We start from the raw sequence: 13,186 nt of genomic DNA, 5'->3' as shown, positions 1-13,186 counted from the left end.
GTGGCGGCGAGCATCGCCTACGACGATGTCGAGGTCGGCACGGAGCTGCCCGGGCAGGTGTTCCCGGTGACGCGGGCCACCCTGATCCGGTACGCGGGCGCGTCCGGGGACTTCAACCCGATCCACTGGAACGAGAGGTTCGCCAAGGAGGTGGGGCTGCCGGACGTGATCGCGCACGGCATGTTCACCATGGCGGAGGCGGTCCGGGTGGTCACGGACTGGGTCGGCGACCCCTCGGCGGTGGTGCAGTACGGGGTGCGGTTCACCCGGCCCGTGGTGGTGCCGGACGACGACAAGGGCGCCACGATCGAGGTCGGCGCGCGGGTGGCGCAGAAGCTCGACGGGCGGCGGGTGCGCGTGGACCTGACGGTGGTCAGCGGCGGAGTGAAGGTGCTCGGCATGGCGCGGGCGGTCGTCCAACTGGCGTGAGCGGCTCCGGGGCCCGCGGCGCGCGCCGCGGGCCCCGCCGGTCCGCGCTTGACCAGCTTAGTGAGTGGCCACTAACTTATTGGCCATGGGAAGCGGCACGGGAAGCAGGATGTCGGCCGAGGAGCGGCGGGAGAGCGTCGTCCGCGCGGCCCTGGTCGAGTTCGCCCGGACCGGGTACCACGGCACGTCCACCGAGGCGATCGCCCGCCGGGTGGGTGTCTCGCAGCCGTACCTGTTCCGGCTCTTCCCCGGGAAGCTCGCGCTGTTCACGGCGGCGGCCGAGCGCTGCCTCGACCGCGTCGCCGAGACGTTCCTGCGGGCCTGTGACGGCCTGTCGGGCGCCGAGGCGCTGGAGGCCATGAAGGAGGCCTACCCGGAGCTGATCGCCGACCGGGACCTGCTGCTGATGCAGATGCAGCTCTACGTCACCGCGCACTCCGACGAGGACCCCGAGCTCAGCGGCTTCGTCAGGCGGCGCTGGGTCGAGCTGTGGGACCTGGTCCGCAGCCGCACGGGGGCGGACGACGAGGAGATGCGCGAGTTCTTCGGCACCGGCCTGCTGATCAACGTCCTGGTGGCCCTGGACGTCCCCGCCGAGCACCGCATCTGGTCCGGCATGGGGGACGCCTGCAAGGCGGCGGCCTCCCGCGCCGGAGCGGACGGCTGAGGGAACGGGCCGGCCGGGAGGGCCGAACCGGCACACCCATGTCCGCGCCACTTAGTGACTGCTAACTAATCCAAAAACTTAGTGACCAATAACTAATCACTGTGCAGAAGCCCCCACGGGGGAGACGAAAGGGGACACGATGCCCAGCCGGGACACGCACCCGCCCGCCACCGCGAGCCCGACCCCCAGCCTGGCCACGGCCGTCTGGGCGCTCGTGGTCACCGGCGTCGCCGGGTTCATGGCCGCCCTGGACAACCTGGTCGTCACCACCGCCCTGCCCTCCATCCGCGAGGACCTCGGCGGCGGCCTGGAGGACCTGGAGTGGACGGTCAGCGCCTACACCCTCACCTTCGCCGTGCTGCTGATGCTCGGCGCCGCGCTCGGCGACCGCTTCGGCCGCCGCCGCATGTTCCTCGTCGGTGTGACGATCTTCACGGGGGCCTCGGCCGCCGCCGCGCTCGCCCCCGGCATCGAGGCCCTCATCGCCGCCCGCGCCGTGCAGGGCCTGGGCGCGGCCATCCTCATGCCGCTCACCCTCACCCTGCTCACCGCGGCCGTGCCCGCCGAGCGCCGCGGCCTGGCGTTCGGCATCTGGGGCGCCGTCAACGGCCTCGCCGTCGCCACCGGCCCCCTGGTCGGCGGCACCCTCACCGAGCACCTGTCCTGGCAGTGGATCTTCTGGCTCAACGTGCCGCTGGGCGCCGCCCTGCTCCCGCTCGCCCGGCTCCGCCTGAACGAGAGCCGCGGTCCCGACGGCCGCCTCGACCTCCCCGGCACCGCCCTGTCCGGCCTCGGCCTGTTCGGCATCGTCTACGCCCTGGTGCGCGGCAACGCCGACGGCTGGACCAGCGGCCCCGTCCTCGGCGGCCTGATCGGCGGCGCCGCGCTGATGGCCGCCTTCGTCGCCTGGGAGTTGCGCACCGAGACGCCCATGCTGCCGATGCGCCTGTTCCGCAGCCGCGCCTTCAGCGCTGTCAACGCGGCCAGCCTGCTGATGTTCCTCGGGATGTTCGGCTCGATCTTCCTGCTCAGCCAGTTCCTCCAGGACGTCTCCGGCTACTCGCCCACCGAGGCGGGCGTGCGGATGCTGCCCTGGACGGCGATGCCGATGATCGCCGCGCCGCTCGCCGGGGTGCTCTCCGACCGGGTGGGCCCCCGGCCCGTCGTCGCCGCCGGACTCGCCCTCCAGGCCGTGGGCCTGGGCCTGTACGCGGCGGTGGCCGCGCCCGACGTCTCCTACGCCGCCCAGGTCCCGGCCCTCGTCGTCAGCGGCCTCGGCATGGGGCTGTTCTTCGCGCCCGTCGCCGCCCTGGTCATGGGCAGCGTCGCACCGCACGAGCAGGGCATCGCCTCGGGCGCCAACAACGCGCTGCGGGAGATCGGCGGGGCGCTCGGCGTCGCCGTGCTCTCCTCGGTCTTCTCCGCGCGGGGCGGCCACGAGTCCGCGCGGAGCTTCACCGACGGCCTGGTCCCCGCGCTGTGGGTGGGCAGCGCCCTGGTCGCCCTGGCGGCGGTGGCGGCGCTGCTGGTGCCGCGGGTCCGCGGCGCGGCGGCGGGCGCGGGGCGGGCGCCCGAGCGGGCCGAGGAACCCGTGGCGGTCTGACGGACGGCCACCGGCCCCCGCCCGCGGGCTCTCCCGCGGGCGGGGGCCGGTCGGGTCGTACGGCACGACCTAGGCTTGTCCCGTGCAGGAACTCCACGACGCCCCCCTCGCCCCCCTGACCACCCTCCGCCTCGGCGGCCCCGCCCGCCGCCTGGTGCGGGCCTTCACCGACGCCGAGGTGATCGAGACCGTCCGGGCCGCCGACCGCTCCGGCGAGCCGCTGCTCGTGGTCGGCGGCGGCAGCAACCTGGTCGTCGGCGACGAGGGCTTCGACGGCACCGTCCTGCACATCGCCACCACCGGGTTCACCCTCGACGGCACCGACCTCGCCCTCGCCGCGGGCGAGGTCTGGTCCGACGCCGTGGCCCGCACCGTCGAGGCCGGGCTCGCCGGGATCGAGTGCCTGGCGGGCATCCCCGGCTCCGCGGGCGCCACCCCGATCCAGAACGTCGGCGCCTACGGCCAGGAGGTGTCCTCCACCATCACCGAGGTCACCGCCTACGACCGGCGCACCGGCGAGACGTGCGCCATCCCCGGCGACGCCTGCGACTTCTCCTACCGGCACAGCCGCTTCAAGGCCGACCCCGGCCGGTACGTCGTCCTGCGCGTCCGCTTCCGCCTCCAGGACGCGGGCGGCGCCTCCGCCCCCGTGGCCTACGCCGAGGTCGCGCGGGCCCTCGGCGTCGAACAGGGCGAGCGGGTGCCCGTCGCCGCCGCCAGGGACGCCGTGCTGCGGCTGCGCGCGGGCAAGGGCATGGTGCTCGACCCCGCCGACCACGACACCTGGTCCGCGGGCTCCTTCTTCACCAACCCGATCCTGGACGCCCCCGAACACCGGGCGTTCCTCGCCCGCGTCCGCGACCGCCTCGGCCCGGACGCCGCCCCGCCCGCCTGGCCCGCGGGTCAGGGCCGCACCAAGACCTCCGCCGCCTGGCTGATCGACAACGCCGGGTTCGCCAAGGGCTACGGCACCGGGCCCGCCCGCATCTCCACCAAGCACACCCTGGCCCTGACCAACCGCGGCGGCGCCAAGACCGAGGACCTGCTCGCCCTCGCCCGCGAGGTCAGGGACGGGGTGCGGGAGGCGTTCGGGGTGGAGCTGGTCAACGAGCCCGTCATGGTCGCCGCCCGCCTGTGACACCGGCGGGCCGCGGCGGCGCGGACCTCACGCCACCGCGTCGCCCGGCTCGCTCGCCAGCCACTCGTCGATCCCCGCGAGCAGCTTGTCCCGCCGCTCCGGCGGCGCCGTCGAACCCCGCACCGACTGCCGCGCCAGCTCCGCCAGCTCCGCGTCGCTGAAGCCCTGGGCGGTGCGCGCCAGCTCGTACTGCGCGGCCAGCCGCGACCCGAACAGCAGCGGGTCGTCCGCGCCCAGCGCCAGCGGCACCCCCGCCTCGAACAGGGTGCGCAGCGGCACGTCGTCCGGCTCGTCGTACACCCCGAGCGCCACGTTGGACGCCGGGCACACCTCGCAGGTCACGCCACGCTCGGCCAGCCGCGCCAGCAGCCGCGGGTCCTCCGCCGCCCGCACCCCGTGCCCGATCCGGACGGCGTGCAGGTCGTCCAGGCAGTCCCGGACGCTGCTCGGCCCGGCCAGCTCCCCGCCGTGCGGGGCGGCCAGCAGCCCGCCCTGGCGCGCGATCGCGAACGCCCGGTCGAAGTCGCGGGCCAGCCCCCGCCGCTCGTCGTTGGACAGGCCGAACCCCACCACGCCCTGGTCCCGGAAGCGCACCGCCAGCCGGGCCAGCGTCCGCGCCTCCAGCGGGTGCTTGGTGCGGTTCGCGGCGACCACCACGGCGATGCCCACGCCGGTGTCCCGCGACGCCGTGCGCACCGCGTCGCAGATCACCTCCATCGCCGGGATCAGCCCGCCCAGGCGCGGCGCGTAGCTGGTCGGGTCCACCTGGATCTCCAGCCAGCCGGAGCCGTCGGCGACCTCCTCCTCCGCGGACTCCAGCACCAGGCGCGCGATGTCCTCGGGGGTGCGCAGCACCGACCGGGCGATGTCGTACAGCCGCTGGAAGCGGAACCAGCCCCGCTCGTCGGTCGCCCGCAGCTTCGGCGGCTCGGCCGCGGTGAGCGCGTCCGGCAGGTGGACGCCGTGCCGGTCGGCCAGCTCGAGCAGGGTCGCCGGGCGCATCGACCCCGTGAAGTGGAGGTGCAGGTGAGCCTTGGGCAGCAGTCGTACGTCGCGGGCGTGGTGGTCCATTGCGAAATGGTGCCGCACGCCGCACCGTCCACGGAAACCGCCGAGGTCGGAGCGCCCCGCCGCCCTCACGCCGACGGCCGACCCGCTCCGCGCGGGCCGGCCGTCGGCGTGGTCGAGGGGGCGCCCGTCGTCAGGCCCGCGCCTCCCCCAGCAGCTTCTGCATCCGCGAGACCCCTTCCGCCAGGTCCTCGTCGCCGAGCGCGTAGCTCATCCGCAGGTACCCGGGCGTCCCGAAGGCCTCACCCGGCACCACCGCCACCTCGGCCTCCTCCAGGATCAGCTCGGCCAGCTCCACGGAGGTGGCCGGCCGCCTCCCGCGGATCTCCTGGCCCAGCAGCCCCTTCACCGACGGGTACGCGTAGAACGCTCCCTCCGGCTCGGGGCAGGTCACGCCCGGGATCTCGTTCAGCATCCGCACGATGGTGCGCCGGCGCCGGTCGAACGCCGTCCGCATCTCCTCCACCGCCGACAGGTCGCCGGAGACGGCGGCCAGGGCGGCGGCCTGCGCGACGTTGCTCACGTTGGAGGTGGCGTGCGACTGGAGGTTGGCCGCGGCCTTCACCACGTCCTTCGGGCCGATCATCCACCCCACCCGCCAGCCGGTCATCGCGTACGTCTTGGCGACGCCGTTGACCACCACGCACCGGTCGGCCAGCTCGGGCACCAGCACCGGCAGCGACGAGAACTGCGCGTCCCCGTACACCAAGTGCTCGTAGATCTCGTCCGTCAGCACCCACAGGCCCCGCTCCGCGGCCCAGCGGCCGATGCGGGTGGCCTCCTCGCGGGAGTACACCGCGCCCGTCGGGTTGGACGGGGAGACGAACAGCAGCACCTTCGTCCGCTCGGTGCGCGCCGCCTCGAGCTGCTCCACCGACACCCGGTAGCCGGTGGTCTCGTCGGCCACCACGTCCACCGGCACCCCGCCGGCGAGCCGGATCGACTCCGGGTAGGTGGTCCAGTACGGCGCGGGCACCAGCACCTCGTCGCCCGGGTCGAGCAGCGCGGCGAACGCCTCGTAGATGGCCTGCTTGCCGCCGTTGGTCACCAGCACCTGCGAGGCGTCCACCTCGTAGCCGGAGTCGCGCAGCGTCTTGGCGGCGATGGCCGCCTTCAGCTCGGGCAGGCCGCCCGCGGGGGTGTAGCGGTGGAACCTCGGCTCGCGGCAGGCCGCGACCGCGGCCTCCACGATGTAGCCGGGCGTCGGGAAGTCGGGCTCGCCCGCGCCGAAGCCGATGACCGGCCGTCCCGCCGCCTTCAGCGCCTTGGCCTTGGCGTCGACGGCGAGGGTCGCGGACTCGGAGATCCCGCCGACGCGGACCGAGACCCGGCGGGCGGCGGGGGACTGGGCTGGAGGGGTTGCAGCGGTCATACCCGCATCGTCGCAGACACCGCGGGGCCGGGGCACGGCAGTTCCGGAGGCCGGACGGGCGTTCCCCCGCGGCCCTTCCCGCGGGGCCGCCGACCGCGTGCGGGCCGGGGAATCCTGGCGACCTGTTCGACCCGGAGCCCTCCGACCGCGTACACTCAGGCAGTCGGTGGTCCTCACCGCCTGCGGCACGCCTGCGATCAGTACCTCCAGCAGGCCGAATGCGGTAGGTTGAGGTCGCTCCGCAAAGGGCAATAGCTCAATTGGTAGAGCACTGGTCTCCAAAACCAGCGGTTGGGGGTTCGAGTCCCTCTTGCCCTGCTACACGCATCTCCACCACGGTGTGTGTGACCCGAAACTGTTGAGAAGCATTCGCCGTGCGGCCGGGACGGGCCTCGCGACGGGACACGACCGGATTCAGGTGAGGACGAGTGACGGAAGCCCTGGGCTCCACCGCGACGCCTGAGCGTGGCCGTCCCGAGGACGAGACGACGCAGCCGCGCCGTGGTGGCAAGCGCAAGAAGAAGGGCCCTCTGGCCCGCTTCGCGACCTTCTACCGCCAGATCGTGGCGGAGCTGCGCAAGGTCGTCTGGCCCAAGCGCAACGACCTGATGACCTACACGACGGTGGTCTTCATCTTCGTCGTGGTGGTCGTCGCGTTCGTCTCCGTGCTGGACCTGGGATTCGCCAAGCTGGTCGAGCAGATCTTCGGCTGATCCCGCGGCCGGCCCGGGCACGGCTCCGCCGCCGCACTGGTACCACCCCCGTGACATTGAGGAAGAAGCAGCCACCGTGTCTGACCCGGACCCGAACCTGAACGACGCCGCCGAGCCCGTGGAGGGCGCGGAGGCAGAGGCGACGACGGCTGACGACGCTGCGCTGCTGGCTGCCTCCGCCGACGACGCCCTGCCGGAGGCGGAGGCCACCGAGGAGGCGGCCGAGGAGCCGGAGGCCGAGGAGCAGCCGGAGGCCGCCGAGGACGAGGGGGAGGAGGCCGTCGAGGTCGCCCCCGACCCGGTCGCCGAGTTCCGTGAGTCGCTGCGCGTCCTCCCGGGCGAGTGGTACGTGATCCACACCTACGCGGGCTACGAGAACCGCGTGAAGTCCAACCTGGAGACCCGCGCCGTCTCGCTGAACATGGAGGAGTACATCTTCCAGGCCGAGGTGCCGCAGGAAGAGGTCGTCCAGATCAAGAACGGCGACCGCAAGACGATCCGCCAGAACAAGCTCCCCGGCTATGTGCTGGTCCGCATGGACCTGACCAACGAGTCCTGGGGCGTGGTGCGCAACACGCCGGGCGTCACCGGCTTCGTGGGCAACGCCTACGACCCGTACCCGCTCACCCTGGACGAGGTCGTGAAGATGCTGGCCCCCGAGGTGGAGGAGCGCGCCGCCGCGGCCTCCGCCGAGGGCGGGGCCGCCGCGCCCAGCCGCAAGGTCGAGGTCCAGGTGCTGGACTTCGAGGTCGGCGACTCCGTCACGGTCACCGACGGCCCGTTCGCCACCCTCCAGGCGACCATCAACGAGATCAACCCCGACTCGAAGAAGGTCAAGGGCCTGGTGGAGATCTTCGGCCGGGAGACCCCGGTCGAGCTCTCCTTCGACCAGATCCAGAAGAACTGACCCACTCGGCTTCCGACCAGGTCAGACCGGCTTCGCAGCCGGTCTGACCTGCTCGGTTTCTGGCCGCGCGGCGGTAGCCGTTATCGTTGTGCGGTATGTCTCCGCCCACGGCGACGGGCGGGGCCATCCCGAAACCCACCATCAAGAAGGACCCGGGCATGCCTCCCAAGAAGAAGAAGGTCACGGGGCTGATCAAGCTCCAGATCCAGGCCGGCGCCGCCAACCCGGCCCCGCCGGTCGGTCCGGCGCTGGGCCAGCACGGCGTCAACATCATGGAGTTCTGCAAGGCCTACAACGCGGCGACCGAGTCGCAGCGCGGCATGGTCGTGCCGGTGGAGATCACGGTCTACGAGGACCGCTCCTTCACCTTCGTGACCAAGACGCCTCCGGCGGCCAAGCTGATCCTGAAGGCCGCGGGCGTGGACAAGGGCTCCGGCGAGCCGCACAAGACCAAGGTCGCGAAGATCACCCGCGACCAGGTCCGCGAGATCGCCACGACCAAGCTCCCCGACCTCAACGCCAACGACCTGGACGCCGCCGAGAAGATCATCGCCGGCACCGCCCGCTCCATGGGCATCACGGTCGAGGGCTGAGCACCCCCCGCGACCTCACGGTGGGAGGGCCGAGCGCTGGCCCGCACCACCAACTCCACTGACGAAACACAGGAGCCAGCAGTGAAGCGCAGCAAGTCCCTCCGCGCTGCGGACGCCAAGATCGACCGGACGCGCCAGTACGCTCCGCTCGAGGCCGTCCGCCTCGCCAAGGAGACCGCCAGCACCAAGTTCGACTCGACCGTCGAGGTCGCCTTCCGCCTGGGTGTCGACCCGCGCAAGGCCGACCAGATGGTCCGCGGCACGGTCAACCTCCCGCACGGCACCGGCAAGACCGCCCGGGTCCTGGTCTTCGCGACCGGTGAGCGTGCCGAGGCCGCCAAGGCCGCGGGTGCCGACATCGTCGGCGCCGACGAGCTGATCGACGAGGTCTCCAAGGGCCGCCTCGACTTCGACGCGGTCGTCGCCACCCCGGACCTCATGGGCAAGGTCGGCCGTCTGGGCCGCGTGCTCGGCCCCCGCGGTCTGATGCCGAACCCCAAGACCGGCACCGTGACCCCGGACGTGGCCAAGGCCGTCACCGAGATCAAGGGCGGCAAGATCGAGTTCCGGGTGGACCGGCACTCCAACCTCCACTTCATCATCGGCAAGACCTCGTTCAGCGACGAGCAGCTCGTGGAGAACTACGCGGCCGCGCTGGAGGAGATCATCCGGCTGAAGCCGTCGGCGTCCAAGGGCCGGTACATCAAGAAGGCCGCCCTGAGCACCACGATGGGCCCCGGTATCCCGGTCGACCCGAACCGCACCCGGAACCTCCTCGAGGAGGAGGCCGTCGCCTGACCTGCGACGCCGGACGATAACGATTGAGCCCCGTTCCTCCGGAACGGGGCTCAATCGCATAAATTTTCGATGGCATGCCTGCTCGCGTGCGATATGTTCCTCCTCCCATCGGGCAAGAAAGCGCAAAGGGCAGGCAAGTGAAGAAGTCGTTCGGGCGGGGAGCGGTCGCGACCGCGGCAGTGGCGGCCATGGCTCTGGGCCTGGCGGCCTGCGGCGGCGACAGCGGCGACGGGGGTGACCCGGCGGCCGATCTCAAGGCGGCGGCGGACAAGACCACCAAGCAGAACTCGTTCCACATCAAGGGCTCCGACAAGGGCGGCCCCGACGGGGACGGCACCTTCGAGGTCTCCTACTCCAAGGACCCCAAGGTCTTCGACATGACCTTCGAGGGCGAGCCGGACGAGGACAACCCCACCGGCAAGGGCAGGATGATCCTGACCGCGGACACCCTCTACATGAACGGCGGCGAGCCGGTGGAGGGCAAGTCCTGGATGAAGATCTCCAGCAACGACCCCACGGCCGACCAGATGGGTGTCGAGGAGCAGACGGACCAGGTGGACCAGGTGGCGCTCAGCGCCTCGGTCCTGTCCACCGCGGAGAAGATCGAGAAGGTCGGCGAGGAGAAGGTGGCCGGCAAGGACGCCACCCACTACAAGGGCACCATCAAGACCTCCGAGCTCGCCGCGTACAAGGGCGACGCGATGACCGCCGAGCACCGCGACGAGTACGTCAAGGAGGTCAAGAACCGCAAGCTCGACAGCTTCACCGTCGAGGTGTGGCTGACCGAGGACGGGCTGATCGCCAAGACCCGCGAGAGCGGCAAGGGCGCCAAGGGCCAGGTCGAGTCCGTGGTGGAGTTCCTGGAGTACGGCCAGAAGGTGACGGCCGAGGTGCCGCCGGCCGACCAGGTGATGGACCTCAAGGAGATGATGGACGAGCTCGGGGAGCTGGAGGAGCAGCCCACTTCCTGATCTTGTCCTGATCCGGTCACAGTCCGAACCCGCGTCCGTAACGGGCGCGGGTTCGTACATCTGTGTGTCGGCTGTGTGGGCTACATTGCAAGCCCATTGTCGCTAAGGGGGACCACATGAACGGGAACAGCCTCCGCCGGGCCTTCGTGGCCCTCGCCGCCGTCGCGGCCCTCACCGGCGGCGTCGCCGCCTGCGGGTCGGACGGGGGGTCGGACGACAAGGGCGGGTCGAGCTCCAACCCGTTCGCGCCGAAGGAGAAGGAGACGCCCCAGGGCGGCGGCGAATCCGGTGAGCCGGGCGGCTCCGGCCGCTCCTCCGCGGCGCTGTCCGTGCAGGCCCTCCAGCGGGCCCAGACCCGCACCGAGCAGGCCCACTCCTCCCGGGTGAGCGGCTCGCAGGAGCTGGGCGGCGTGGAGACGACGATGGACGGCGCGATCGACTGGTCCGACGGGCTGGTGGGCAACCTCACCATCGAGCAGCGCGGCGGCGACCTCGAGCAGCTCGGCGGGGACGGCAAGATGCTGGCCCGGTACACACCCGACGTGATGTACGTCAACATGGGCCCGGCCTTCAGCGCCCAGACCGGCGGCAAGAGCTGGATCTCCTACGACTACGACGCCCTCGCCGCGGTCGCCGGCCCCTCCGGCGCGGTGCTGAAGGACCAGATCCAGAACAACACCCCGACCAAGTCGGTGAAGCTGCTGCTGGCCTCGCCGGACGTGCAGAAGGTCGGCACCGAGCGCATCGGCGGCGAGGAGACCACGCACTACTCCGGCACCATCGACGTCGCCGAGTTCACCGAGCAGTCCTCCGAGAGCCTCACCGAGGCGGAGCTCGAGCAGTTCAAGAAGGACCTCGAGGCGAACGGGATCACCACCGAGCGCATCGACGTGTGGGTCAACGGCGACGACCTGCTGGTGAAGAAGGTGGAGACCGCCGACACCGCCCAGGGCAAGCTGACCTCCACGGTCCACTACTCCGACTACGGCACCAAGGTCGACGTCGAGACGCCGCCGTCCTCGGACGTGATGGACTTCCAGGACCTCATGAACCAGTAACGCCCGCCCGTCTCCCCGCCCGCCACCCCAGTGGCCGGCCTGCCCCGTGCAGGTCGGGCACTGGGGTGGCGGGCGCCGTGGGGGCGGGGCGGTCCTGCTCCCCGTCCCGGGCGCGCCCGGATTTGCCTGTGTGCGGCCGCTTCGCGTAACGTTTCGTTCGAAGCCAAAGACCGCTGGTCGTTGCCGTGTGTCCGCTACCGGGCCGCGGCGGCCGAAGGATCCGTTCGCACGGACGGCCCGCGCAGGTGAATGAGGTATGTCTTCCGTGGACGGCTCCGTGTGAGCCTCCGGTCGATTCACGCCCCGTGCGCCTGCGCCGGGGCGTTTTTTGCGTGCGTCCCAGCCTTCTCGCCGTGCCTCCCCGCTCCGCCGCGCTGCCGGCGGGGCGCGCGGGAGCGCGAGCGGAGTGTGCCCGACGTGGGCGGTCCGGCGAAGCGGGCCGCTCGCACCGGAGCGGCCCATGGATCGCACCACCCGGAAGGAGGCCGAGGCTCATGGCGAGGCCCGACAAGGCTGCCGCGGTTGCCGAGCTGACGGACAAGTTCCGCAGCTCGAACGCCGCCGTGCTGACCGAGTACCGCGGTCTCACCGTGGCTCAGCTCAAGCAGCTGCGCCGTTCGCTCGGTGAGAACGCCCAGTACGCCGTGGTGAAGAACACGCTGACCAAGATCGCGGCCAACGAGGCCGGGATCACCCAGTTCGACGACCTGCTCGCGGGTCCGTCGGCCGTCGCCTTCGTGACCGGTGACCCGGTCGAGGCGGCGAAGGGTCTGCGGGACTTCGCCAAGGAGAACCCCGCCCTCGTCATCAAGGGCGGTGTCCTTGACGGCAAGGCGCTGTCCGCCGAGGACATCACCAAGCTCGCGGACCTCGAGTCCCGCGAGGTGCTGCTCGCCAAGCTGGCGGGTGGCCTGAAGGCGTCCATGGCCAAGGCCGCGGCGACCTTCCAGGCCCCGCTCACGCAGTTCGCCCGCACCGTCGAGGCACTGCGCGCCAAGCAGGAGGAGCAGGGCGGTGCCGGTACGCCGGCTCCCGCCGAGACCGAGGCCGCCGAGTAACACCGGCCCCGGTCGCAGCGGGCGCTCGTACGCAGTGATGCCGCAAGGCAGCCGCCCGCCGACACCCACACCCCGGCACCTGCCGCTTAACCAGGAAGGACCGCCATCATGGCGAAGCTCAGCCAGGACGACCTGCTCGCGCAGTTCGAGGAGATGACCCTCATCGAGCTCTCCGAGTTCGTGAAGGCCTTCGAGGAGAAGTTCGACGTCAAGGCCGCCGCCCCGGCCGCCGTCGTGGCCGCCCCGGGCGCCGGTGGCGCCGGTGCCGCCCCCGAGGCCGAGGAGAAGGACGAGTTCGACGTCATCCTCCAGGCCGCCGGCGACAAGAAGATCCAGGTCATCAAGGAGGTCCGCGCGCTGACCTCCCTCGGCCTGAAGGAGGCCAAGGACCTGGTGGACGGCGCCCCGAAGCCGCTGCTGGAGAAGGTCAACAAGGAGGCCGCGGACAAGGCCAAGGCCGCCCTCGAGGCCGCCGGCGCCACCGTCGAGGTCAAGTAACACCAGCACGGCCCGCCGAGGGCCGTTGCCACCCCCCGCGGTCCCATCGCGGGGGGCGGCCCAGCCCCGCCCGCGAGGGCGGTGCGAGCACGACCCGGCCGGGGACGGCCACCCGTTCGGGTGGCCGTCCCCGGCTTTTTCCGCGGGTCTCCGAGCAGGAGTGCGGGCGGCCTCCCGCGAGGCGCCCACAGGGCCGCGCAGGCCGCGCGACGCGGCGGAAGCAGGGGCTCCGCCGCGTTGACGGTGGCCGCGGGTATGGTGATCACCGCCGGTTCGGGCGGGGCCTGTGAAGATCGTCGCCGCGAGGGGGCCT

Annotated in this window: 14 protein-coding genes and 1 tRNA gene; 13 read left to right on the top strand and 2 right to left on the bottom strand. The window is 72.0% G+C overall.

The genetic code is table 11. From position 1 onward, the window contains the following. The 4 genes from ACYVO2_RS29170 to ACYVO2_RS29155 all read left to right on the top strand — a co-directional run bounded on the left by ACYVO2_RS29170 (position 1) and on the right by ACYVO2_RS29155 (position 3,837). The gene (locus ACYVO2_RS29170; protein WP_461011024.1) at positions 1–429 is read left to right on the top strand and encodes a MaoC family dehydratase; all 429 of its coding nucleotides are present in this window, start codon (positions 1–3) and stop codon (positions 427–429) included. Between the two features lie 85 nt (positions 430–514). Next, entirely contained in the window at positions 515–1,096 is a 582-nt protein-coding gene (locus ACYVO2_RS29165) for a TetR/AcrR family transcriptional regulator (protein WP_461011023.1), read from the top strand. A 139-nt stretch (positions 1,097–1,235) separates the two neighbouring features. Then, positions 1,236–2,699, top strand: a complete 1,464-nt coding sequence (locus ACYVO2_RS29160) for a DHA2 family efflux MFS transporter permease subunit (protein WP_461011022.1) — start codon at positions 1,236–1,238, stop codon at positions 2,697–2,699. Positions 2,700–2,781: 82 nt separating this feature from the next. Beyond that, the gene (locus tag ACYVO2_RS29155; protein WP_461011021.1) at positions 2,782–3,837 is read left to right on the top strand and encodes a UDP-N-acetylmuramate dehydrogenase; all 1,056 of its coding nucleotides are present in this window, start codon (positions 2,782–2,784) and stop codon (positions 3,835–3,837) included. A 27-nt stretch (positions 3,838–3,864) separates the two neighbouring features. Here ACYVO2_RS29155 and ACYVO2_RS29150 read toward each other — a convergent pair whose 3' ends face one another. Beyond that, positions 3,865–4,908 carry an adenosine deaminase gene (locus ACYVO2_RS29150; protein WP_461011020.1) on the bottom strand — a complete coding sequence of 348 codons (1,044 nt, stop codon included), beginning with the start codon at positions 4,906–4,908 and terminating at the stop codon, positions 3,865–3,867. A gap of 130 nt (positions 4,909–5,038) precedes the next feature. Then, positions 5,039–6,277 (bottom strand): pyridoxal phosphate-dependent aminotransferase, encoded by a 1,239-nt coding sequence (locus ACYVO2_RS29145; protein WP_461011019.1) that lies wholly within the window; start codon positions 6,275–6,277, stop codon positions 5,039–5,041. A 245-nt stretch (positions 6,278–6,522) separates the two neighbouring features. Between ACYVO2_RS29145 and ACYVO2_RS29140 the strand changes: the two genes are divergently transcribed. The 9 genes from ACYVO2_RS29140 (at position 6,523) to rplL (ending at position 12,873) form a co-directional block, all read left to right on the top strand. Continuing rightward, positions 6,523–6,595 (top strand) — tRNA-Trp (locus ACYVO2_RS29140). Between the two features lie 110 nt (positions 6,596–6,705). Further along, positions 6,706–6,990 carry a preprotein translocase subunit SecE gene (secE, locus tag ACYVO2_RS29135; protein ID WP_461011018.1) on the top strand — a complete coding sequence of 95 codons (285 nt, stop codon included), beginning with the start codon at positions 6,706–6,708 and terminating at the stop codon, positions 6,988–6,990. 76 nt (positions 6,991–7,066) lie between these two features. Then, complete coding sequence (gene nusG, locus ACYVO2_RS29130) at positions 7,067–7,897, top strand: transcription termination/antitermination protein NusG (RefSeq protein ID WP_461011017.1); 831 nt, start codon at positions 7,067–7,069, stop codon at positions 7,895–7,897. Positions 7,898–8,055: 158 nt separating this feature from the next. Continuing rightward, positions 8,056–8,490 (top strand): 50S ribosomal protein L11, encoded by a 435-nt coding sequence (gene rplK, locus ACYVO2_RS29125; RefSeq protein ID WP_461011016.1) that lies wholly within the window; start codon positions 8,056–8,058, stop codon positions 8,488–8,490. 81 nt (positions 8,491–8,571) lie between these two features. Further along, positions 8,572–9,288, top strand: coding sequence for a 50S ribosomal protein L1 (gene rplA / locus ACYVO2_RS29120; RefSeq protein WP_461011015.1), 717 nt, complete (start codon positions 8,572–8,574; stop codon positions 9,286–9,288). A 137-nt stretch (positions 9,289–9,425) separates the two neighbouring features. Continuing rightward, positions 9,426–10,259 (top strand): hypothetical protein, encoded by an 834-nt coding sequence (locus ACYVO2_RS29115; protein ID WP_461011014.1) that lies wholly within the window; start codon positions 9,426–9,428, stop codon positions 10,257–10,259. 116 nt (positions 10,260–10,375) lie between these two features. After that, on the top strand, positions 10,376–11,317 hold the full coding sequence (locus tag ACYVO2_RS29110; protein ID WP_461011013.1) for a LolA-like protein: 942 nt from the start codon (positions 10,376–10,378) through the stop codon (positions 11,315–11,317). Between the two features lie 494 nt (positions 11,318–11,811). Beyond that, positions 11,812–12,375: a 50S ribosomal protein L10 gene (rplJ, locus tag ACYVO2_RS29105; RefSeq protein ID WP_461011012.1), complete on the top strand. Its 564-nt coding sequence runs from the start codon at positions 11,812–11,814 to the stop codon at positions 12,373–12,375. Positions 12,376–12,483: 108 nt separating this feature from the next. Beyond that, positions 12,484–12,873, top strand: a complete 390-nt coding sequence (rplL, locus tag ACYVO2_RS29100) for a 50S ribosomal protein L7/L12 (RefSeq protein WP_461011011.1) — start codon at positions 12,484–12,486, stop codon at positions 12,871–12,873. The last annotated feature ends 313 nt before the right edge of the window (positions 12,874–13,186 follow it).

The organism is Streptomyces capparidis (assembly GCF_054782095.1).
Note: the sequence above shows the minus strand (reverse complement) of the source record. Positions and strands in the feature narration are given on the sequence as shown.